17 protein-coding genes are annotated in these 21,572 nt (G+C 67.0%); 10 read left to right on the top strand and 7 right to left on the bottom strand.

Features of this window, described 5'->3' with window-relative positions; all coding sequences use genetic code 11:
* Nucleotides 1–54: 54 nt before the first annotated feature.
* On the bottom strand, nucleotides 55–1,668 hold the full coding sequence (locus BN1263_RS13980) for a sensor histidine kinase (RefSeq protein WP_019660167.1): 1,614 nt from the start codon (nucleotides 1,666–1,668) through the stop codon (nucleotides 55–57).
* A gap of 379 nt (nucleotides 1,669–2,047) precedes the next feature.
* Between BN1263_RS13980 and sucC the strand changes: the two genes are divergently transcribed.
* The 3 genes from sucC to BN1263_RS13965 all read left to right on the top strand — a co-directional run bounded on the left by sucC (nucleotide 2,048) and on the right by BN1263_RS13965 (nucleotide 5,993).
* On the top strand, nucleotides 2,048–3,217 hold the full coding sequence (gene sucC, locus BN1263_RS13975) for an ADP-forming succinate--CoA ligase subunit beta (RefSeq protein WP_005418614.1): 1,170 nt from the start codon (nucleotides 2,048–2,050) through the stop codon (nucleotides 3,215–3,217).
* 24 nt (nucleotides 3,218–3,241) lie between these two features.
* The gene (gene sucD / locus BN1263_RS13970; protein WP_005418610.1) at nucleotides 3,242–4,117 is read left to right on the top strand and encodes a succinate--CoA ligase subunit alpha; all 876 of its coding nucleotides are present in this window, start codon (nucleotides 3,242–3,244) and stop codon (nucleotides 4,115–4,117) included.
* A gap of 241 nt (nucleotides 4,118–4,358) precedes the next feature.
* Nucleotides 4,359–5,993 (top strand): NAD+ synthase, encoded by a 1,635-nt coding sequence (locus BN1263_RS13965; protein ID WP_058981933.1) that lies wholly within the window; start codon nucleotides 4,359–4,361, stop codon nucleotides 5,991–5,993.
* Between the two features lie 113 nt (nucleotides 5,994–6,106).
* Here BN1263_RS13965 and BN1263_RS13960 read toward each other — a convergent pair whose 3' ends face one another.
* Together BN1263_RS13960 and bamD are read right to left on the bottom strand one after the other, a co-directional pair.
* The gene (locus BN1263_RS13960; protein ID WP_058981931.1) at nucleotides 6,107–7,309 is read right to left on the bottom strand and encodes a lipase family protein; all 1,203 of its coding nucleotides are present in this window, start codon (nucleotides 7,307–7,309) and stop codon (nucleotides 6,107–6,109) included.
* A 190-nt stretch (nucleotides 7,310–7,499) separates the two neighbouring features.
* A complete protein-coding gene (bamD, locus tag BN1263_RS13955; RefSeq protein ID WP_026347042.1) occupies nucleotides 7,500–8,387 on the bottom strand; it encodes an outer membrane protein assembly factor BamD in 888 nt (295 codons plus the stop codon).
* A gap of 113 nt (nucleotides 8,388–8,500) precedes the next feature.
* Between bamD and rluD the strand changes: the two genes are divergently transcribed.
* The 4 genes from rluD to BN1263_RS13935 are packed head-to-tail and all read left to right on the top strand — an operon-like array spanning nucleotide 8,501 to nucleotide 11,199.
* Nucleotides 8,501–9,490, top strand: coding sequence for a 23S rRNA pseudouridine(1911/1915/1917) synthase RluD (gene rluD / locus BN1263_RS13950; protein WP_021204201.1), 990 nt, complete (start codon nucleotides 8,501–8,503; stop codon nucleotides 9,488–9,490).
* The gene (gene pgeF / locus BN1263_RS13945; RefSeq protein ID WP_058981929.1) at nucleotides 9,490–10,260 is read left to right on the top strand and encodes a peptidoglycan editing factor PgeF; all 771 of its coding nucleotides are present in this window, start codon (nucleotides 9,490–9,492) and stop codon (nucleotides 10,258–10,260) included. Before rluD ends, pgeF begins: the two co-directional genes overlap by 1 nt.
* 20 nt (nucleotides 10,261–10,280) lie before the next feature.
* On the top strand, nucleotides 10,281–10,787 hold the full coding sequence (locus BN1263_RS13940) for a DUF4166 domain-containing protein (protein WP_058981927.1): 507 nt from the start codon (nucleotides 10,281–10,283) through the stop codon (nucleotides 10,785–10,787).
* Nucleotides 10,762–11,199, top strand: coding sequence for a thiol-disulfide oxidoreductase DCC family protein (locus BN1263_RS13935; RefSeq protein ID WP_058981926.1), 438 nt, complete (start codon nucleotides 10,762–10,764; stop codon nucleotides 11,197–11,199). The genes BN1263_RS13940 and BN1263_RS13935 overlap by 26 nt, the downstream gene beginning before the upstream one ends.
* Nucleotides 11,200–11,293: 94 nt before the next feature.
* Here the strand turns inward: BN1263_RS13935 and otsA are convergent, their stop codons facing one another.
* The 4 genes from otsA to BN1263_RS13915 form a co-directional block, all read right to left on the bottom strand.
* A complete protein-coding gene (gene otsA / locus BN1263_RS13930; protein ID WP_058981924.1) occupies nucleotides 11,294–12,658 on the bottom strand; it encodes an alpha,alpha-trehalose-phosphate synthase (UDP-forming) in 1,365 nt (454 codons plus the stop codon).
* Complete coding sequence (locus BN1263_RS13925) at nucleotides 12,655–14,436, bottom strand: glycoside hydrolase family 15 protein (protein ID WP_058982190.1); 1,782 nt, start codon at nucleotides 14,434–14,436, stop codon at nucleotides 12,655–12,657. Before BN1263_RS13925 ends, otsA begins: the two co-directional genes overlap by 4 nt.
* Before the next feature lie 39 nt (nucleotides 14,437–14,475).
* Nucleotides 14,476–15,234, bottom strand: coding sequence for a trehalose-phosphatase (gene otsB, locus BN1263_RS13920; RefSeq protein WP_058981923.1), 759 nt, complete (start codon nucleotides 15,232–15,234; stop codon nucleotides 14,476–14,478).
* A 236-nt stretch (nucleotides 15,235–15,470) separates the two neighbouring features.
* Nucleotides 15,471–17,906: a TonB-dependent receptor plug domain-containing protein gene (locus BN1263_RS13915; RefSeq protein WP_058981921.1), complete on the bottom strand. Its 2,436-nt coding sequence runs from the start codon at nucleotides 17,904–17,906 to the stop codon at nucleotides 15,471–15,473.
* A 216-nt stretch (nucleotides 17,907–18,122) separates the two neighbouring features.
* On the opposite strand from BN1263_RS13915, the gene BN1263_RS13910 reads away from it, so the two are divergent.
* The 3 genes from BN1263_RS13910 to BN1263_RS13900 all read left to right on the top strand — a co-directional run bounded on the left by BN1263_RS13910 (nucleotide 18,123) and on the right by BN1263_RS13900 (nucleotide 21,327).
* The gene (locus BN1263_RS13910; RefSeq protein WP_058981920.1) at nucleotides 18,123–18,605 is read left to right on the top strand and encodes a DUF3574 domain-containing protein; all 483 of its coding nucleotides are present in this window, start codon (nucleotides 18,123–18,125) and stop codon (nucleotides 18,603–18,605) included.
* A gap of 36 nt (nucleotides 18,606–18,641) precedes the next feature.
* Entirely contained in the window at nucleotides 18,642–19,499 is an 858-nt protein-coding gene (locus tag BN1263_RS13905) for an SH3 domain-containing protein (protein WP_058982187.1), read from the top strand.
* Between the two features lie 109 nt (nucleotides 19,500–19,608).
* Complete coding sequence (locus BN1263_RS13900) at nucleotides 19,609–21,327, top strand: thiamine pyrophosphate-dependent enzyme (RefSeq protein WP_058981918.1); 1,719 nt, start codon at nucleotides 19,609–19,611, stop codon at nucleotides 21,325–21,327.
* Nucleotides 21,328–21,572 lie beyond the last annotated feature (245 nt).

Raw genomic sequence — 21,572 nt, 5'->3', positions numbered from 1 at the left:
GAAAGATAAACGAGGGGGCTGGAAGCGACAAATGTTTGACGCACAGATCTGCAATCAGGTGGGCAGCAGCGTGTGGGGGCCGGGCAGCACCAAACGGAAGCAGGAGCCGCCGGCGGGCACGGGAATGTAGTCCAGGCGTGCCTGGTTGGCCCGGCACAACTCGCGGGCGATGTACAGGCCCAGCCCGGTGCCGTGCTCGGAGGTGGTGAAGAACGGACGGAACAGCTGTGCGGCCACGCTCTCGGGAATGCCCGGGCCACGGTCCATCACGTCGATCACCGCGCTGCGCTCGTGCTGGGCCACGCGCAGGCGCACCCGGGCCGGCTGCTGGCCGATACGGCCGTACTTCAATGCGTTGTGCACCAGTACGGTGAGCACCTGGTACAGGTGCTTGGTATCGACCTGCGCCATCACCGCCGTATCGCTGATGATCGGTTCGATGCTGTCGGTTTCCAGCGTCTGGCCCTGCTTGTACTCCAGCACGAAGCGGCGCACGAAGGCGACCAGATCGACGTTCTCGGGCGTGGCGCGTTCGCGCCGTGCCAGCCCCAGCACGCTTTCGACGATGCCATTGGTGCGCTGGCATTGCTGGCGGATGATCTGCAGCAGGCGGCGGTCGCTTTCGTTGAAGCCGGTGCCTTCTTCCAGCAGCTGCACGGCATAGTTGATCGCCGCCAGTGGGTTGCGGATTTCATGGGCGAGGCTGGCCGAGAAGCGGCCCATCGCCGACAGGGTGAGCGATTCGGCGCGCCGCGAGACCACGCTGGAATCGTCCAGGAACACCAGGGCCAGCTCGCTGCCGGCCAGCAGGCGGGCGAAGCGCGGTTGCACTTCCGGCTGGTCGGGGTTGAGCTGCAGCGGCAGTTCGTCCTGCGCCCAGCCGTTGCGCCAGCGCTGCAGGCGGCGCGCCAGTTCCGGCGCGGCACTGGCCAGATCCAGGCGTCCTGTCTCACCGATGCCGTCATTGTCACCGAGCAGCATCGAGGCCGCTTCATTGGCCAGGGTGATGCGGTTGTCGGCGTCTACCACCAGCACGCCAGTGCGCATGCGGCGGATGATCAGTTCGTTGATCTGGAACAGGTTGGCTACTTCGTCGCCGCGCTGGTTGGCCAGCTGCTGGTTGCGGCGTGCGCGGCTGCCCACCTGGTAGCTGATGAAGGCCAGCGCCAGGTAGCTGGTGGCGAACATGGCCAGCTCGGCCAGCGTGCGGGTGGGATCGCCGCCTTCCAGCACTTTCCACAGGTATTCGGTACCGGTGGCCAGGCTGGCCGCGACTGCCAGGCCCAGCCCCCAGCTCAGCGGCAGCAGGGTGGCGGCCGCGGCGATGTTGAACAGCAGCGACATCGAGATGCCGGCGCTGGCGCCGGGCAGGGCGTGCGCCAGCAGGGTGGCGGCGATGATATCCACCAGCACGCTGGTGACCACGATGGGGCGCAGCCAGCGTTCGTTGCGGCCGATCGCCAGGGCCAGCAGCGACAGCACCAGATAGATGGCCGCAACGGTATCGGCCAGGCGCGGGTGGTGGGCCTCGCCGACCATGCCGGACAGGGGGCTGTAGAGCAGGCCGGCGATGACTGCGGCGATCAGCACCCGGTACAGCGCGAAGAAGTACAGCTCACGCCGCGGAATCGATTCGATGCGGTCGATCAATGAAGCACTGGGTGACACGCCGGAACTCCCCTTCTGGCTGCCTGGGTCTGGAATCTGCGGCGGGCCTGCCTGGCATCCCCTGAGGCCGGGCGGGCACGTCGCGTCGATGTAGTGTCGAGCGTGCTCGAGAGGGCCAGTATAGGGCCCCTGCGCTGGCGCCGCGGGACCGCCCCGCATCGCGCATTTGGCCCGCCGCGGAGACCGGTGGCCAGCGCCAGGGCGGGCGCAACTGCCTGAATGACCGCGAAAATCCGCCCGCGTCTGGCGTTTTGTACAGACTTCTTTGCGCCCCGGCGCCGGCTCGGCCACAATAGTGGGCCCGCCGCGGTCCGTGCCGGTGCCTCTTCCAGGGGCCCTGAGGAATTGCGTGCGGTCGTTCCTATTCCCACGGTGACGCATGAATTTCCACGAATACCAGGCAAAACAACTGCTTGCCGAATACGGCATCCCGGTCCCGGCCGGCAAGGTCGCGGCGACCCCGGACGAGGCGGTTGAAGTCGCCCAGTCGCTGGGCCAGGGCCCCTGGATGGTCAAGGCGCAGATCCACGCTGGCGGCCGCGGCAAGGCTGGCGGCGTCAAGTTCTGCAAGACCGTCGATGATGTGAAGGCCGCAGCGGCCAAGATGCTCGGCACCAAGATGGCCACCTACCAGACCGCCGGCGTCGAGCTGCCGATCAACCTGGTGCTGGTGACCACCGCCGGTGAGATCGTCAAGGAGCTGTACCTGTCGGTCCTGGTGGATCGCGGCACCCGCACCATCAGCTACATCGCCTCTTCCGAAGGCGGCATGGAAATCGAGCAGGTCGCTGCCGAGACCCCGGACAAGATCCACACCCTGAACGTGGACTTCGTCGAGGGCGTGCAGGGTTACCACGGCCGTGACATCGGCTTCAAGATGGGCCTGACCGCCAAGCAGGCCGGCCAGTTCGCCAACATCATGGTGAACCTGTACCGCATCTTCAACGAAAAGGACCTGGCGCTGGTTGAGATCAACCCGCTGGCCATCCTGGACGATGGCAACCTGTACGCGCTGGACGGCAAGTTCAACAGCGACGACAACGCCAACTTCCGCCACAAGGAACTGGTCGCGATGCGCGACAAGTCCCAGGAAGATGAAACCGAAGTGACCGCTTCGGAGCTGGACATCAACTACGTCACCATGGACGGCAACATCGGCTGCATGGTGAACGGTGCCGGCCTGGCCATGGCCACCATGGACGTCATCAAGCTCAACGGCGGCGAGCCGGCGAACTTCCTGGACGTAGGCGGCGGTGCCAACAAGCAGCGCGTCATCGAAGCGTTCAAGCTGATCCTGTCCTCGGACAAGGTTGAAGGCATCTTCGTCAACATCTTCGGCGGCATCGTCCGCTGCGACATGATTGCCGAAGGCATCATCGCCGCCGTGAAGGAAGTGGGCGTCAAGGTTCCGGTCGTGGTGCGCCTGGAAGGCACCAACGTGGAAGAAGGCAAGCAGCTGCTGCGTGACAGCGGCATGGCCATCATCCCGGCTGACAACATCAACGACGGCGCCAAGAAGGTCGTTGAAGCGGTCAAGAACGCCGCCTGATCCACGACACCGAAGGAAATTCCCATGTCTGTTTTGATTAACAAGAACACCAAGGTGATCGTGCAGGGCTTCACCGGCCAGCAGGGCACCTTCCACGCCACTCAGATGATCGAGTACGGCACCCAGGTTGTTGGCGGCGTGACCCCGGGCAAGGGTGGCACCACCCACATCGACCTGCCGGTCTTCAACACCGTTGCCGACGCCGTGCAGAGCACCGGCGCCAACGCGTCGGTCATCTACGTGCCGCCGCCGTTCGCGGCCGATGCGATCCTGGAAGCCGCTGCTGCCGGCATCAAGGTCATCGTCTGCATCACCGAAGGCATCCCGGTGCTGGACATGCTGCGCGTCAAGAACGTGCTGACCCGTTCCTACCCGGACACCGTCCTGATCGGTCCGAACTGCCCGGGTGTCATCACCCCGGGTGAGTGCAAGATCGGCATCATGCCGGGCCACATCCACAAGCCGGGCAAGATCGGCATCGTGTCGCGTTCGGGCACCCTGACCTATGAAGCGGTCAAGCAGACCACCGAAGTCGGTCTGGGCCAGTCCACCTGCATCGGCATCGGTGGCGACCCGATCAATGGCCTGAACTTCGTCGACTGCCTGAAGCTGTTCAACGAAGACCCGCAGACCGAAGGCATCATCATGGTCGGCGAAATCGGCGGTGACGCCGAGGAAGCCGGTGCCGAGTACATCAAGAACCACGTGAAGAAGCCGGTCGTCGGTTTCATCGCCGGTGCGTCGGCTCCGGCCGGCAAGCGCATGGGCCACGCCGGTGCGATCGCCTCGGGCGGCAAGGGCACTGCCGAAGGCAAGTTCGCCGCCATGGAAGCTGCTGGCGTCGTCACCGTCCGTTCGCCGGGCGACCTGGGCGCTGCCATCGCCAAGCTGGTCAAGTAAGACCGCTGGGCGGGGGATTGTAGAGTCGACTGTTAGTCGACTGCTCTTCCCACCGGCTGCTGCTAAACAGAAAGGCCGCCTCCGGGCGGCCTTTCTGCGTCTGGCGCCCTGACGATTCGGGTAACCCCATCCACGCATGGCGTGGATCTACTGAGCCGGGGCTGTCCACGCAGTGAACGCCCCCGGCGCGCGCACGACGCGGCGCTACAATGGGCGCATTGCAACCACAGGCTGGATTCCCATGGCTTCGATCCGCATCGCGATGGCGCAATTCGATTTTCCGGTCGGCGATGTCGCCGGCAACACCGAGCGCATCATCGAGATGATCGGACAGGCGCGCGACGAGTATGGCGCCGAGCTGGTGATGTTCCCCGAGCTGGCAGTGAGCGGTTATCCGCCGGAGGACCTGCTGCTGCGTCCCGGCTTCCTGTACGAATGCGAGCAGGCGATGGGCCGTATCGCTGCTGCCTGCCGTGGCATCACCGCCGTGGTCGGCTGGCCGCAGGCGGCTGGTGCGGTGGTCTACAACGCCGCCAGCGTGCTGCGCGATGGCCTGCTGGAGCAGACCTACCGCAAGCGCGAGCTGCCCAACTACGCGGTGTTCGACGAGCGTCGCTACTTCGATGTCGATCCGGACGGCGGGAGCTGTGTGTTCGAGGTCAATGGCATTCCGGTGGGTTTGCTGATCTGCGAAGACCTTTGGTTCGCCGAGCCGCTGGCCGACACCGTGCGCGCGGGGGCGCAACTGGTGGTAGTGCCCAATGCCTCGCCGTACGAGCGGGGCAAGCACGCCCAGCGCGACGCGGTGCTGGCCGCACGCACCCGCGAGAGCGGGGCGGCCATCGCCTATCTCAACGTGGTCGGTGGCCAGGATGCGCTGGTGTTCGACGGCGCGTCGGTGGTGGCCGATGGTGACGGCACGGTACACCCGGCTGCCGCTGCCTTCGTCGACCAGTGGCTGGTGGTGGAGTACGACGGTGAGACCCGCCGCTTCATGCCGCACGTGTGGATGGACGATGGCGACGAGAGCATGGACGCGCTGGCCTGGCGTGCCGTGACCCGTGGCATCCAGGACTACTGCCGCAAGAACGGCTTCAAGAAGGTGTGGCTGGGGCTGTCCGGTGGCATTGATTCGGCGCTGGTACTGGCGCTGGCGGTCGACGCGCTCGGCGCTGAGAACGTTACCGCCGTGCGCCTGCCGTCGCGCTATACCGCCGGCATGTCCAACGACCTGGCCGCCGAGCAGTGCCAGGCGCTGGGCGTAAAGCTGGAAGCGGTCTCGATCGAGCCGGCGTTCAAGGGCCTGATGGAATCGCTGGCGCCGATGTTCGAAGGCACCGCGCCGGACGTGACCGAAGAGAACCTGCAGTCGCGCAGCCGCGGGGTGATCCTGATGGCACTGGCCAACAAGTTCGGCGGCCTGTTGCTGACCACCGGCAACAAGAGCGAGTACGCCGTCGGCTACGCCACCATCTACGGCGACATGTGCGGTGGCTATGCGCCGTTGAAGGACCTGTACAAGACCGAGGTGTTCGGCCTGTCCAAATGGCGCAATACCGTGGGCGGCGCGCCGGTGATTCCGCCGGCGGTGATCAGCCGCCCGCCATCGGCCGAGCTGCGCGAAAACCAGCTGGACCAGGATTCGCTGCCGGCCTATGACGTGCTGGACGGCATCCTGTACCGCTACATCGATCAGGAACAGTCGCGCACGGAGATCGTGGCCGCCGGCTACGACGCGGCCGTGGTTGACCGCGTGCTGCGCCTGGTACGCATCAGCGAGTGGAAGCGGCACCAGGCCGCGCCGGGGCCGAAGGTGTCGCGCCGGGCGTTCGGTCGCGAGCGTCGCTACCCGATCAGCAACGGCTACAGGGGCTGAGGCAACGGTGGGTGGGCAGTGCCGGCCGCTGGCCGGCAACCCGTCGGCCCTCTCCGGTGGGTGCGGACCTTGGTCCGCACGGTGGTCGAAGATCATCCACGCGTGGCATGTATCTACGGGACTTCGTCGAGCAGCTGTTCGATGCCGGCAGTTTCCGCAGCGTCGCTGAAGTGGCCATCCTCAAACCGCGCACGTACGAACGCCAGGCCATCCGCCGCCGCCGCGTCCAGCGTGCCGCGGTGATCGACCGGATAGCGCCGGAACGCGACCGGCTCGCCTCGCAGGGCCAGGCCTGCGGCATACAGCAGGGTGGTCAGATAGGGCACATCGCGGTCCTCGCTGCCGTGGCCCAGCATCAGCGGTTGGCTGAAGCCGCGGCGCGGTACGCCAAGGTAGTCGTACAGCACGGCCCAGATGCCCGGCACGTGGGTCAGCGGTGCAGTGAACATGCTGCCGGTGTCCGCGCCGTCCAGGGTGACGGCCAGCTCGCCCAGGCACTGCTCGCGTGCCACCGCCACCCGCGCGCGGCCTTCATCGCTGAGGACGCGGTCGATCTGCGGCGCGGCCTGCAGCAGGCCATCGAGCAGATACGCGTGATACGCGTTGAGCGCGCCCGGATTGGCGGCGCGGTTGTCCGGCTTCATCACCAACGCAGTCAGTTCGACTGCGGTGGGCGTGCCGGTGGTGAAGCTGCCGCGGTACTGCAACGACGGTCCACCATAGGAGGAGGCGATGTGGCCCGCCGTGAGCGCGGCGGCACCGCCCTGCGAATGGCCGACCGAGACCCAGCGCGGCGACAGCGTCCCGTTGCCGAGGTACTGGCGGCTGGCCTTGATCATGTCGATGGCGTTGCGCGCGGCAGTTCGCACATGCAGATAGGCATGGCTGCCTGGACTGCCCAACCCCTGGTAATCCGCCGCGACCACGGCGTAGCCCTGCGCCAGGAACTGATCGAGGAAGCGCCCGTCGCGCGCGGGCTGGTACGGGCCGGAGACCGAAGGCGCACAGCGATCGGCGATGCCCTGGGTGCCATGCGCCCAGGACACGACCGGCCAGCCGCCTGCCGGCGCCGTGCCGGCGGGCAGGTACAGCAGGCCGGTGCCTTCGGCCAGCTGGCCGCGATGATCCGGGGTACGGTAGTACAGCTTGTAGGCGTGCGCGGCCTTGGAGGGCACCCACGACGCGCGATAGGGGGCTGCAGACAGCAGATCGCCCGGTGCTGCCGGTGCGGCAGCCAGGGAGGCCGAGGACAGCGCCAGCAGGGCAGTGGCGAGGAGGCAGGCGCGGGGACGGAAATGGCGTGGCGGTGGGGTCATGAGGCGCTCCTTCACGGCCGGGATGGCCGTTGGGCCGCAGTGTGGAGGGGCTCGCCCGCGCCGATTGGGACCGGCGTCGCATCCGCCGGGGATTCGTAGAATTCCTAGTGCCGTGGTCCATGGGCGCACGAACCATCCACGCATGGCGTGGATAACCGACAAAGAAAAGGCCCCTTGCGGGGCCTTTTTCTTATTTCTTTTCCAGTCGCGCGTTGCGCTGGCCGGTGCTGGCGGACTTCTCGCCAGCGAACGGGTTCAGCTTGCGGATCATCCACGGGTACTTCGGCCACTTGCCTTCCAGCCACGGGTGGTCCGGCTGGTTCAACTGCAGGACGCGGCGCGCATCATCGGCCAGGGTCTTGTTGCCCAGGTGGGTGTAGGAATCGGCCAGGACAGCGACGGCGTCGTACTGGAACGCGCTCTGCGGATAGGTTTCCAGCAGGTAGTTGGCGCGGCCGGCGGCCGAGACCCAGGCGCCGCGGCGCATGTAGTACAGGGCGTTGTCCAGTTCGTGCTGGGCGAACACGTCACGCAGTTCCAGCATGCGCTGGCGCGCATCGGCGGCGTAGCGGCTGTTCGGATAGCGGTCCACCACGATGTTGAAGTCCGAATACGCCTGGTGCGGCGTGGACAGGTCGCGGCGGCTGGCATCCAGCGACCATACGCGACGCAGGAAAACCGTACTGCGGTTGGAGTTGGCCAGGCCGCGCAGGTAGTACAGGTACGCGATGTTGCGGTGGGTCGGGTAGGTACGGATGAAGCGGTCGATGCTGGACACCGCGTCATCGTGCTTGCCGGCCTTGTACTGGGCGTAGGCGGTCTCGATCATCGCCTGCTCGGTGTACGGACCGTACGGATACTGGGCCACCAGGCGGCGGAAGCTGGCCTCGGCGCCGCTCCAGTTGCCGCCCTGCATCAGCTTGTGGCTTTTCTCGTACAGCTGTTCGACCGGCACGCCTTCATCGGGGCGATCACCCTTCTTGGCGCCGCGATGGCAGCCGGTGGCGGCGATGACCAGCACCAGCAGCAGGGCGGTGAGGCGGACGGGCGCGGAGAGCATGGCGGAGCGTCGGATCATGGGGTCGAGGCGGGACGCGGCTGGAATACGAAGGGTCGATGATAGCCTAGTGTCCTGTCCAGCGACTGAAACCGGCCGCCGGGACCCCAAAATTTCAAAGAATGCCCCCTGCCATGTCTGAACAACCCTCTGAATCGGCCCGCCAGGCCATCGTCCCCGACACCGCTGCCGGGCGCCGTTTCGACGCCGTCGTGGCCGAACTGTTCCCCGAATACTCGCGTTCGCGCCTGACCGAATGGATCAAGGCCGGGGAGGTGCTGCTGGACGGTGCCCAGGTGCGCCCGCGCGATCCGCTGCGCGGCGGCGAGGTGGTGACCCTCAACGTGGTACTGGAAACCCAGACCGACGCCCAGCCGGAGGACATTCCGCTGGACGTGCTGTTCGAGGACGAGCACCTGCTGGTGATCAACAAGCCGGTCGGCCTGGTGGTACACCCGGGTGCGGGCAACCACAGCGGCACCCTGGTCAACGCCCTGCTGTTCCGCGACCCGTCGGTGGCGGTGCTGCCGCGCGCGGGCATCGTGCACCGCCTGGACAAGGACACCAGCGGCGTGATGGTGGTGGCCAGGACCCTGGAAGCGCAGACCGCGCTGGTCGAGCAGCTGGCCGCACGCGACGTGCACCGCCAGTACCTGGCCATCGTGATGGGCGCGCTGGTGGCCGGTGGTACTGCCGATGCCCCGATCGACCGCCACCCGCGCGATCGCCTGAAGATGGCGGTGCGTGAGGACGGCAAGGAAGCGGTGACCCACTACCGCCTGCGCGAGCGCTTCCGGGCACACACCGCGCTGGAGTGCCGCCTGGAAACCGGCCGTACCCACCAGATCCGCGTGCACATGGCGCACGTGCGCCATCCGATCATCGGCGACCCGCTGTATGGCGGCGCGCTGAAGCTGCCCAAGGGTGCCAGCGACGAGCTGGTGGCCGCGCTGCGCGGCTTCAAGCGCCAGGCCCTGCACGCCGAGACCCTGGAGTTCATGCACCCGATCACCGGTGAACCGGTGCGCAACACCGCGCCGGTGCCGGAGGACATGCTGCACCTGATGAAGGTGCTGCGCGAAGACAGCGAAGCCTTCGCCGCACGCGAGCGGGACCGCTGGTGATGGCCGCCGCGCTGCCGTTGCTGCAGGCCGACTGGCCGGCGCCCGCAGGCGTCCACGCGCTGACCACGCGCAGGCACGGCGCGGGCATCTCGCCGGCGCCGTTCGCGCAGTTCAACCTGGGCAACCGGCACGCGGCAGATGGTGATACCCCGGCCAACGTGGAGCACAACCGCCAGCTGCTGCAACAGGGGCTGGCGCTGCCGTCGGCGCCGCACTGGCTGCGCCAGGTGCACAGCAGCACCGTGCTGCGATTCGATGCACCGCCGGTGCCCGGCGCGAGCGAGCCGGTGGCCGACGCGGCGGTAACCTCGGTGCCGGGCGTGGTGCTGGCGATCCTGACCGCCGACTGCCTGCCGGTGGTGTTTGCCGCCGCAGACGGCAGCGAGGTGGGCGCGGCCCACGCAGGCTGGCGTGGCCTGGCCGACGGCATGCTGGAAGCCACGGTGGCCGCCATGCAGACGCCGCCGGCGCAGCTGCGAGCCTGGCTGGGCCCGGCGGCAGGGCCGGCCGACTACGAAATCGGCGAGGAGGTCTACCACGCCTTCGTCGGTCACGATCCGGCGGCCGAAGCAGCGTTCGTGGCGACGCGCCCCGGTCACTGGAAGGTCGACCTGTTCGCGCTGGCCCGCCAGCGCCTGCAGGCGGCGGGCATGGACCCGGCGCAGGTCCATGGCGGCACAGTGTCGACCATGGCCGATCCGGACCTGTATTCGCACCGGCGCGACCGTCGCACCGGGCGCATGGCAACCCTGGCCTGGATCGCGCCCTGACTCCGCCGCTGTTCGCGCGTGTGCTGGGGCCGGCCTTCGCCACCCTGGCAGGACCGGTGCAGGCGCTGCATGCCGCGCCGTTGCCGTGCCGCTATGTGGGGCAGGCGCGCATCGTGAGGGGGAGGCACTGGCTGGTGCCGCTGCTGGCTGCGTTGGCGCGGTTGCCAAACGACGGTGAAGCCCTCCCAACCGAAGTGGCGTTCAGTGCACACGGGCAGGGCGAGCAATGGGCGCGGCGTTTTGGCCGTTGGCCGATGGTGTCGCGGCTGTGGGTGTACGAGGGATGCCTGCGCGAGCAGTTGGGCGCGGTGCGCTTCGAATTTGATCTGCAGGCCCGCGAGGGTGGCATCGACTGGTCGGTGCGGCGGGTCTGGGCGTTCGGGCTGCTGCCGCTGCCGACGCGTTGGTTTGGCGGTGTGCGCTGCCGTGAAGCCTGGCAGGGCGAGCGCTACACTTTCCTGGTCGATGTGACGCTGCCCTGGGCCGGAGTCCTGATCCGCTATGAAGGCTGGCTCGAACCACAGTGACGGCGCCGCCGAGACTGGCAGCGCGGTGATCGTGTTCGACGGCGTGTGCGCCCTGTGCAACCGCTGGGTGCGCTTCCTGCTGCGCTTCGACCGCAGGGGGCGCTATCGCTTTGCGGCGATGCAGGGCGCACAGGGCAGCGCGATGCTGCGCGCGCACGGGCTGGATCCGCAGGACCCGATGTCGTTCCTGCTGCTGGACGCGCAGGGTGCCTGGACCGATACCGATGCGATCCTGCGCGTACTGGCCGGGCTGGGCGGCGCATGGCGCTTGGCCGGCGTGCTGCGGATGGTGCCGCGTGGCTGGCGTGATGCGGCGTATCGCGCGCTGGCACGCAACCGCTACCGCTGGTTCGGGCGGCATGACACCTGCCATCTACCAGCACCGGAGCAGGCCGCGCGGTTCCTGGATTGATCGCCTGTCTTTTGTAGAGTCGAGCCATGCTCGACTTGCTTTTTCTCCTGCCAATAGCAGTCGAGCATGGCCCGGCTCTACAGGAACGCGTGCTTCAACCCTCCAGCGCGTCCAGGTAGCTGCGGCGCCAGTGGTTGATGTCGTAGGTGCGCAGGTGCTCCATCATCGCGTGCCAGCGCTCCTTGCGCCTGCTCAGCGGCATCGTCGCTGCGGTGGCGATGGCATCGGCCACGCCGTCCAGATCGTGCGGGTTCACCAGCAGTGCCTGCTTCAGTTCGTCGGCGGCGCCAGCCAGCAGTGACAGCACCAGCACGCCCGGATCCTCCGGGTCCTGCGAGGCCACGTATTCCTTGGCCACCAGGTTCATGCCATCGCGCAGCGGCGTGACCAGGCCGACCGCCGCCGCCCGGTAGAAGCCGGTGAGCGTGGCATGGGTGAAGTTCTGGTTGACGTACCGCAGCGGCGTCCAGTCCGGCTCGGCATGGCCGCCGTTGATGTGGCCAGCGATCTGCTCCAGCTGGCTGCGCAGCTGCCGGTACTCGGTGACATCACCGCGCGAGACCGGGGCGATCTGCAGGTAGGTCAACGAGCCGCGCTGGTCAGGGTGGCGCTGCAGGTAGCGCTCGAAGCCAAGGAAGCGCTCGGGGAGGCCCTTGGAATAGTCCAGGCGATCCACGCCGATTGCCAGCTGGCGGTCGCGCAGGCTGGCGCGAAGATTCTTCACGGCGGTCTTGGTGGCGGCTGTGCCGGCCTGGCGTGCGATCAGCTCGGTGTCGATGCCGATCGGGAAGGCTGCTGCACGGAAGCGGCGCCCGCCCGGCGCTTCCAGCTCGCCGTTGTCGAGCACGCGCCCGCCGCCGAACAGGCGCAGGTAAGTCTGGAAGCGATCGGCATCGCGCTGGGTCTGGAAGCCGACCAGGTCGTAGGCGTACAGCGCGGAGAACAACCGCAGGTGATCGGGCATCGCCTGCAGCAGGTCGGCCGACGGCATCGGGATATGCAGGAAGAAGCCAATGCGGCAGCCGATGCCGCGCTCGCGCAGCAGTGCGCCGAGCGGGATCAGGTGATAGTCATGGATCCAGACGATGTCATCCTCGCGCAGCAATGGCGCGAGCTTGTCGGCGAACAGCGCATTGACCTTGTGGTAGGTCTCGCGGGTACCGCGGTCGTAGTCGACCAGATCCAGGCGGAAGTGCAGCAGTGGCCACAGCGTGCGGTTGGCAAAGCCGTTGTAGTAGCCATCGACCTCGCGCTTGCTCAGGTCCATGGTGACGTAGTCGATGTCACCGTCCTTCTGCCGGTGCAGCGTGCCGCTGCCTTCCTTTACGGTCTTGCCGCTCCAGCCGAACCACAGGCCGCCGCGCTCCTTCAGGGCGGCCAGCAGGCCGACCGCCAGGCCGCCTGCGCGGTTCTCGCCGGGCACGGCCACACGGTTTGATACCACGACCAGACGACTCACGATGCCTCCTGCCAGGACCGCGACAGGCGCATCGCGGCGGTGATCAGGCCGACATGCGAATAGGTCTGCGGGAAATTGCCCCAGGCCTCGCCGCTGTCGAAGGCCAGATCCTCCGACAGCAGGCCCAGGTGGTTGCGCTGCTTCAGCAGCAGCTCGAACATCTCGCGTGCTTCATCCATGCGCCCGATCGCCGCCAGCGCATCGATGTACCAGAACGTACAGATGGTGAAGCTGGTTTCCGGTTCGCCGAAGTCATCCGGCGCGACGTAGCGGTACAGCGAATTGCCGTGCTTGAGGTCGCGGCCGATGGCATCGACGGTGGCAATGAACCGTGCGTCCATTGCGTCGATGAAGCCGATGTCGGCCAGCAGCAGCAGCGAGGCATCCAGGCGATGGCCGCCGAAGGTATCGGTGAAGTGGCCCAGCTCCTCGCTCCAGGATTCGGCCATGATGCGGGCGTGGATGGTGTCGGCGCGCTCGCGCCAATAGTGTGCGCGGTCATCACGCTTCAGGCGCACGGCGATCTTGCACAGGCGGTCGCACGCAGCCCAGCACATCGCGCTGGTGTAGGTGTGCACTTCGGTGCGGCCGCGGAATTCCCACAGGCCGGCATCGGGGACGTCGTGCAGGGCGAAGGCCTGTTCGCCCAGGGGTTCCAGGCGGGCAAACGTGTGCGCGTCGCCGGGATCCTGCAGGCGACGGTCGAAGAACAGCTGCGTGGACGCCAGCACCACGCTGCCGTACACGTCGTGCTGGCGCTGAACCCAGGCCAGGTTGCCGCGGCGCACCGGGCCCATGCCGCGGTAGCCGGACAGGCTGGGCACTTCGTCTTCGTCCAGCTTGGCTTCAAAGCCGATGCCATACAGCGGCTGCAGCGTGCCGTCGGTGGTGGCCAGGTTGAAGATGTAGCCGAGGAACTGTTCCATCGTGCGCGTTGCGCCGAGACGGTTCAGCGCCCGCACCACGAAAGCTGCGTCACGCAGCCAGCAGTAGCGGTAGTCCCAGTTGCGCACGCTGCCGGGTGCTTCCGGAATGGAGGTGGTCATCGCCGCGATGATCGCGCCGCTGTCCTCGTACTGGCACAGCTTCAACGTGATCGCACTGCGGATCACCGCGTCCTGCCATTCCAGTGGAATGGACAGGTAGCGCACCCATTCGCGCCAGTAGTCGCGGGTGCGCTGGAAGGCTTCCTGCACGTAGCCGCTGATCGAGCGGTTGAGCGATTCGTCCACGCCCAGGATCAGGTGGACGGGATGGCTGAGCACGAACGGCAGGCCGTCGCGCACGAAGCGCACCGGCACGTCGGTGGTCAGCCGCAGCACGTGCTCGGGCAGGATCCAGCGCACATGGTTGCTGCCCCAGGTGGACTCCGGCACGCGCGCGCCCCAATCGGCCAGCGGGCGGGCGCGTACGGTGATGCGTGGGCTACCGGCCAGCGGGCGCACCTGGCGGATCAGGCTGACCGGCCGGTAGAAGCGGTCGTTCTGGCGCCAGCGGGGCGCGAAGTCGAGGATCTCCAGTTCGCCGCCGTGCGTGTCGCGCAGGACGGTGCGCAGGATCGCCGTATTGGTCAGGTACTCCTGCTCGCTGCTGGCGAAGTCTTCCAGCTCGATGGCGAAGTCACCACCGGTCTGCTGGTTGGGGCCGAGCAGGGCACAGAAGGTGGGGTCGCCGTCGAAGGTGGGCAGGCAGCTCCAGACAACGCGGGCACGTCTGTCGACCAGGGCGCCGAAGCTGCCGTTGCCGACCACGCCCAGATCAAGATCGGGTTGGGTCATCACGCGGTACATCTCGGTTGCGGCCGTGGGGGGGCCGGGTCAATAGGCATTCTCACGCAGCCAGGCGTGCACGCTGCGTATGTCGGGCAGCGCGAACACGGCCACGCTGGGTTCGCGTTCGCCCACCAGCACGCTCCAGCCATGCTGGCCGTTGGCAGCGTCGAAGCCGAATTCGTCGGTGAGGTCGTCACCGAGGAAGACGGGCAGGCGGCCACGGAAGGGCAGGTACTGCATCATCCTCCGCACCGCACGGCCCTTGTCGCTGCCAACTGGGACGAACTCGACCACGTGGTCGCCGGGTTGTAGGCGGTAACTGGAACGGCCGCGCACGTGGCGGTCGGCGAAGGCGCGCACATCGCTGGCGGCGTGCGGCGCGCCGCGCCAGTGCAAAGCCAGGCCGACACCCTTGTCTTCCACCAGCACGCCGGGGTGGCCATGGGCGAAGCGCATCGCCTGGTGGTGCAGCGCGTGCAGCCACTCGGCGGTGTCGTCGTCGTGCTCCTCGCGCAGCACACGACCGTCCTCGCCGCGCAATTCATGGCCATGCAGGCCCGCGGCAGGCAGTTGCAGGGGAGCGAACAGTTGATCGAGCTGCTCAAGCGGGCGACCACTGACCAGTGCCACGGCACCTTCCAGGCGGTCGCTGATGCGGCCGATGGCGTCGCGCACATCCGGCAGCAGCTGCACGGCATCCGGGCGTGCAGCGAATTCGATCAGGGTGCCATCGACATCGAGGAACAACGCACAGGCGTCGTCCAGCAATGGCGGTGGCGGACGCAGGGGGAGCGGTTCAGCCATGCGGCCCACCTTGCCAGCGTGGGCGTGTACGTGGGGTCGAGGGCAGGCTACGGATCAGCTTCGGTGGGTGCCGACCGTTGGTCGGCTCGGCAGGTCAGCCTGCATCCAGCCCAAACAGCGCGGACCAACGGTCCGCACCCACCCAAAGCAGATCCGCACCCGGATCACGAAGTTGCCGGCCAGCAGCCGGCACTACCGTGTCGTGCGGACCAACGGTCCGCACCCACCCAATGCGATCAGAACGTATAGCGGACGCGGCCGTAGTAGTACGCGCCGTTGCTGCCGATCGGCGACAGCACGTCATACGGCAGGTTGCCGAAGTAGTGGATATCGCTGTTGGATCGATCCGGGTAGTTGTCGGTCAGGTTCTGGCCGCCGATGGCCACGCTCCAGCGCGGAGTGATGCGGTATTCGACCTCCGCGTCCAGCTGCCACTCGGCCTGGTAGGTCTGGCGCGGGATGTAGCCATCACCGAAGTTGAACACGCGGGTGGCGCTGCCGTAGCGGTTCACCCGGCTGCTCAGCGACCAGTGGTCGTTGCTCCAGGCAGCCGAGAAACTGCCACGTGTACGCGGTGTGGCATCGGTCAGCGTGTTGGTCTCTTCAATCCCGAACAGCACATAATCCGGGTCCAGCGCCTGCAGCTGGGCCGGCGTGGCCAGCACGTTCTTCAGCGTGGTCTTGGTATATGCATAGGTGCCGGTCAGCAGCAGCTGGCCATCGCCCAGCGACTGGCGCCAGTTGGTGACCAGCTCGGCGCCGCGGGTGCGGGTATCGGCGGCGTTGACGAAGAAGCTGGCGCTCTGCAGGCCGCTGACGCCGTAGTTGGCGGCCACGTAGTCGGTCAGTGCATCGCCGGTGATGCTCTCCGACAGCGCGATGCGATCGTCGATGTCGATCTGGAAGAAGTCCAGTGACAGGTCGAAGTGCTCGCCAATTCGGCTGGTGAAGCCCAGCGAGGTATTGATCGACTTTTCCGGTTTCAGGTTCTGCGCACCCAGGCCACGTGCGATCGGATTGTTGACCGACAACAGGCGGCCCTGCACCAGCTGGCCGCCAGCGTTGTAGCCGGTGGAAGTGGATTCGTAGCCGATCTGTGCCAGCGACGGCGCACGGAAGTTGTTGGAGATGGCACCGCGCAACGCGAACGCCGGGGTGAATTCGTAGCGCAGGCCGAGCTTGCCGGTCAGTTCGCCACCGAAATCGTCGTTGTGCTCGTAGCGCGCGGCCAGATCGGTGGAGAACTTCTCACCGAACTGGCTGGACAGGCTGGCGTAGGCGCTGGCCACGTCGCGCGACAGGGTGGCGGCGTCCTGTGGGGTCAGGCCGCCACCGGCCTGCGAACCGGTCGGGCGGTCGGTGTACGGGCCCGCCGCATAGCTGGCCGGGTCGCCGGGGCGGGTCTGGTAGCGCTCATGGCGCGCTTCCACGCCCAGGCCCAGCGTGTGGCTGATGCTGTCGCTCTGGGTGAACACGCGGCTCAGGTCGAGGTTGCCCACGGTCTGCGCGTACTCGTAGTCGGCGGTCTTGAAGCGGGTCGGGCTGGTCGGGCCCAGCGACGCGTTGAGCGAATCACGCAGGCGGTAGGTGAAGTCGTTCTGGCCGTAATCCAGGCTGCCGTCGTAGCTCCACTCGCCCCACTGGCCGCGCACGCCGGCCACGGCCTGTACGTCGCGGTTCTCGCCTTCGGAGATCGGTCGGTAGCCGTTCGGATAGACCTGCTTCCAGTTGGCATCGCCATCGGGATAGCGGAAGTAGTTGGCGCCTTCGGTATCGCGCTGGTTGAAGGTACCGAACGCGTAGAACGTCGAGGTCTGGCCCACCGGAATCTCGGTGTTCAGCCACAGGTTGATGTCCTTGCTCTTGCCATCGCCCAGGACGTAGTTGCGCTTGCCCTGCAGTGCCAGGTTGCCCGGGGTCTGGTCCCACGGCGGAATCTGGTCGAAGCCGGCGCGGTTGGTGCCGTTGCGGTGCTTGTATTCCAGGCCGACGCGCAGGAAGCCACCGTCTTCGCCCAGCGAGGTGCCGACCTTGGCGCTGATGTTGCCGGTCTGGCCATCGGTGAGGGTGCGGCCGATCGGCTGGAGGTCGGTGTGGTTGGCACCGTAGCTGGCCTCGATCTCGCCACCGTCGCCGCCGTTGTCGAGGATCACGTTGATCACGCCGGCCACGGCGTCCGATCCGTACAGCGCACCGGCGCCGTCGCGCAGCACTTCGATGCGCTTGATCGCGCTGACCGGGATCGAATTGAAATCGACCGGGGTGGTGCCCTTGCCGATCTTGCTGTCGGTGTTGACCAGCGCGGTGTGGTGGCGGCGCTTGCCGTTGACCAGCACCAGCACCTGGTCCGGCGACAGGCCACGCAGTTGCGCTGCGCGCACATGGTCGGCGCCACCGGAGTTGGACTGGCGCGGGAAGTTGAACGACGGCAGCAGCGCCTGCAGCGCGCTGCCCAGTTCACCGTTGACCACGCCGGCCTTGCGGATGTCCTCGGCGGTGAGCACGTCCACCGGCGAGGTGGATTCAAGCACGGTGCGGTCGGCGGCACGGGTGCCGGTGACGATCACCGTGTCCAGGTTGGTGGCGTCCTGGGCCAGGGCCGGGACGGCGGCGGAGGAAAGCGAGAGGGCGATGGCGAGGCCGAGCGGCGACGCGGGCAGGCGGGCGGACATGGGGTCTCCAGCAACAACGACGGCGGGGAAGGGGGGAGATAGTTTCACTTACATCCATCCGGATGAAGCGATATATTATCTTCGCGTGATGGCCGGTGCCGATGCAAGTCCCTGCCGGTCCGGCATGAGCTGATGCCCAGTTGGCATCAGCACGCCGGGCCAGTGGCGCTGTACGCTGCCGGCTCGCCTTGTCCCCCCTTCCCCGGAGCTGTACCGATGAAACACCTTGGCCTCGTCTTCGCCGTGCTGCTGGCCACCAGTGGCTGCGCCAGCCTCTCTTCGCAGGCGCCCAGCGCCTATGCCACGGCCACTACCGCCGAACTGAAGGGCGATGCTGCACGCCCGTCCGCCGGCCACGGCTGGGTGCGCAGCGAGCTGTACTTCGGCGTGGGCGAGGAGCAGGGCGCCGGCAACCGCCCGCAGGCCGATACCATCAGCAAGGCGCAGTGGCGCACGTTCCTGGACAAGGAAGTAACCCCGCGCTTCCCGGATGGCCTGACCGTGTTCGATGCCTACGGCCAGTGGCTGTTCCGCGGTGATGCCTCGCCCAACCGTCTGCGCACCAAGGTGCTGGTGGTGCTGCACGAGGACACCCCGCAGCGCCGCGCCGACATCGAAGCGATCCGCCTGGCGTGGAAGCAGCAGACCAGGCATCAATCGGTGCTGTGGTCGCGGCAGCCGGTCGAGGTATCGTTCTGAGTTGAAGGTGCCGCCGCGGTGCCGCAGGGAGCAATGATGAATTGCAGGGAATGCGTGCTGGGCCTGGTGCTGGCGGGAGTGCTGGCACCGTCGGCGCAGGCAAGTGGCGACGACGGCGAAACGCTGCGGTTCCAGGTGGCCGCGCACGTGCAGGCGCATGCCGATCCGCAGCAGGACGGCAGCATCGTGGTGCAGCTGTCGCCGTCGGGAAAGCGCCAGACGCTGGCGGGCGCGGCCGATGCCGACGGCAATTCGCGCTGGTCGCTCGAAGATGTCGATTTCGATGGCTACCCGGAACTGGTCGCGCGCGCCTCGGTGGGCATGGTCAACGAAGCGGTGACGGTGTACCGCTTCGATCCGGCCAGTGCAGGGTTCCGCGCGCTGCAGGCCGACACCCACGGCAAGGACAGTTGCGGTGACCTGATGGGGCTGACGGTCGATCGTCCGAGCCGTACCCTGACCAGCAGCTGCCGCAGTGGCCCGATGTGGTACACCGACCAGTACCGGTTTGCAGGCGCGAAGCTCCATCTGTACCGCTCTGAGAGCGTGCTGATGCTGGGCGATACCTTGAACGCCGCGCTGCAGTGGGAACAGACCGATGAGCAGGGCCCGCTGGCGGTCTGGCGCACCTACGATGCCGCCGGCCGTGTGCTGGAAAGTGCCATCGCTGATGGCCTGGGTGCACCGCCGGATGGACCGTTGCGTGGCCAGCAGGCCACCGTGGTACCCGCGCGGCTGTTCCTGTTCGACCGGCCCGGCGCATCCAGCTCCAGGCGTTACCTGGTGCAGGGAGACCGCGTGGAGATGCTGGATGAACAGGAGGGTTGGCTGAAGGTGCGGTATCACAACCCGAAAAGCGGCGCGGTGGAGGGCTGGATCAACGTCAACGATTGACGAGACGTCTACCCGCAGTTTGCACATCGAGGCAATGGGCAACTTGCCCACGGGGGCATCACTTCATCAGGTCTAGCCTCGGACGTTCCCCCGTTCGAGGATGTATCCGATGAGCAAGCGCGTGGCCGAAATCGTGGTGGACGCCCTGCAGCAGGCTGGTGTCCGCCGTTGCTACGGTATCGTGGGCGATACGCTCAACCATGTGACCGATGCGATGCATGGCAGCGAGATCGCTTGGGTGCACGTGCGCCATGAAGAAGTGGCAGCGTTCGCCGCCGGCGCCGATTCGCTGGTGAGCGGCGAGTTGACCGCCTGTGCGGGCTCCTGTGGTCCCGGTGGCCTGCACTTCATCAACGGTGTGTTCGAGACCAACCGCAACCGTGCACCGATGGTGCTGATCGCCAGCCAGGTGGTGACCAGCGAGCTGGGCATGGAATTCCCGCAGGAAGTGGATTTCAAGGCGGTCTATGGCAGCTGCACGGTGTTCTGCGAGCAGGTGCACAGCCCGGAGCAGGCGCGACGCGTGGTGGCCCTGGCCTGCCAGGCGGCGATCAGCCGGCGTGGCGTGGCGGTAGTGATCCTGCCGGCCGACATCAGCCAGGCTGAGGTGAAGCACGATGTGCCGTTCTCGGTGCACTATGCCCAGCCGGTGCTGCGCCCGTCCGACGCCGAACTGCAGCGCATTGCCGAGCTGCTGGGGCAGGGCAAGCGTATCGGCATCTATGCCGGTGCCGGTTGCCAGGGCGCGCACGCGCAGCTGCTGGAACTGGCACGGCGCCTGCAGGCGCCGGTTGCGCATACTTCGCGCGCCAAGGATTTCGTCGAGCCGGACAACCCGTACAACATGGGCATGACCGGCATCTTCGGCATCGAGTCTGGCTTCCACACGCTGATGGAGTGCGACACGCTGCTGCTGCTCGGCGCCGACTTCGCCTGGGGCCAGTTCTACCCGGACAAGGCCACGATCATCCAGGTCGACCGCGATGGCAGCCACCTCGGCCGCCGCCACCCGGTGAACCTGGGCGTGGTCGGTGACATCGCCCCGACGCTGGATGCCTTGCTGCCGATGTTGCCGCCGCGCGAGGACAGCAGTTTCCTGGACGAATGTATCGAACGTCGCGACAAGGCGCTGAAGAAGCGCGAGCAGGAAGAACAGCCGGGCGAGGGCGAGCTGATCCACCCGCAGCATCTGACCGCGCTGCTGTCGAAGTACGCCAGCGACGATGCGCTGTTCACCGCTGACGGCGGCTCGCCGATGGTCTGGGTGCTGCGGCATATCCGCGTCAACGGTCGCCGCCGCACGCTGACCAGCCTGCTGCACGGCACGATGGCCAATGCAATGCCGCAGGCCCTGGGCCTGCAGAAGGCGTTCCCCGGCCGGCAGGTGATTTCGCTGTCCGGCGATGGTGGCCTGGCGATGCTGTTGGGCGACCTGCTGACCGCAGTGCAAGAGAACCTGCCGATCAAGGTGGTGGTGTTCAACAATGGCTCGCTGAACTTCGTCGAGCTGGAGCAGAAGGTGGAAGGCCTGCTGGACAACTACACCGACCTGAAGAACCCGGACTTCGGGCGCCTGGCCGAGGTGATCGGCTTCCACGGCCGCACGGTGACCCGTAGTGAGGATCTGGAGGAAGCGGTGCAGGATTTCCTGGCCCAGCGCGGCCCGGCACTGCTGGACGTGCACACCAGCCGCGCAGAGTTGGTGATGCCGCCGCAGATCGAGGCCAAGCAGGTCGCCGGCACGGCGCTGTACGCGGCCAAGGCGGTGTTGAATGGCCGCTTCGACGACGTGAAGCATCTGCTGGTGGACAATTTCCTGAAGAAGTAGGGGAGGAGTCGATGCAGGGCTGCGCCCTGCACCCGCCGACACCACGGCAACCGCCGATGCAAGGTCAAAAGCAGGTTTGCCGTGAGTAGGCGGGGTGGGTCCGGTTGCGGGGGGCGCTGCAAGTCCCCCTCCGGGGTCCGGCCCAGCCGCTGGCGGCTGTGCGTTCGGGCGCTTGCGAAGCAGTGCTTCGCAAGCAAAGCGCCCTCACCCATGTAAGCTCGGTCGCCGCTTGCTCGTGTGCGCAA

The sequence above is a fragment of the Stenotrophomonas thermophila genome, assembly GCF_001499715.1.
GTDB classification, from domain to species: domain Bacteria; phylum Pseudomonadota; class Gammaproteobacteria; order Xanthomonadales; family Xanthomonadaceae; genus Stenotrophomonas; species Stenotrophomonas hibiscicola.
The sequence above is the reverse complement of the archived record's forward strand: the minus strand, read 5'-3'. Positions and strand labels throughout refer to the sequence as shown.

Coding starts and splice junctions, on each gene's coding strand:
- sucC (WP_005418614.1), top strand. CDS start 2,048: ATGAATTTCCACGAATACCAGGCAAAACAACTGCTTGCCGAATACGGC.
- sucD (WP_005418610.1), top strand. CDS start 3,242: ATGTCTGTTTTGATTAACAAGAACACCAAGGTGATCGTGCAGGGCTTC.
- BN1263_RS13965 (WP_058981933.1), top strand. CDS start 4,359: ATGGCTTCGATCCGCATCGCGATGGCGCAATTCGATTTTCCGGTCGGC.
- BN1263_RS13960 (WP_058981931.1), bottom strand. CDS start 7,309: ATGACCCCACCGCCACGCCATTTCCGTCCCCGCGCCTGCCTCCTCGCC.
- bamD (WP_026347042.1), bottom strand. CDS start 8,387: ATGATCCGACGCTCCGCCATGCTCTCCGCGCCCGTCCGCCTCACCGCC.
- rluD (WP_021204201.1), top strand. CDS start 8,501: ATGTCTGAACAACCCTCTGAATCGGCCCGCCAGGCCATCGTCCCCGAC.
- pgeF (WP_058981929.1), top strand. CDS start 9,490: ATGGCCGCCGCGCTGCCGTTGCTGCAGGCCGACTGGCCGGCGCCCGCA.
- BN1263_RS13935 (WP_058981926.1), top strand. CDS start 10,762: ATGAAGGCTGGCTCGAACCACAGTGACGGCGCCGCCGAGACTGGCAGC.
- BN1263_RS13925 (WP_058982190.1), bottom strand. CDS start 14,436: ATGACCCAACCCGATCTTGATCTGGGCGTGGTCGGCAACGGCAGCTTC.
- otsB (WP_058981923.1), bottom strand. CDS start 15,234: ATGGCTGAACCGCTCCCCCTGCGTCCGCCACCGCCATTGCTGGACGAC.
- BN1263_RS13915 (WP_058981921.1), bottom strand. CDS start 17,906: ATGTCCGCCCGCCTGCCCGCGTCGCCGCTCGGCCTCGCCATCGCCCTC.
- BN1263_RS13910 (WP_058981920.1), top strand. CDS start 18,123: ATGAAACACCTTGGCCTCGTCTTCGCCGTGCTGCTGGCCACCAGTGGC.
- BN1263_RS13905 (WP_058982187.1), top strand. CDS start 18,642: ATGAATTGCAGGGAATGCGTGCTGGGCCTGGTGCTGGCGGGAGTGCTG.
- BN1263_RS13900 (WP_058981918.1), top strand. CDS start 19,609: ATGAGCAAGCGCGTGGCCGAAATCGTGGTGGACGCCCTGCAGCAGGCT.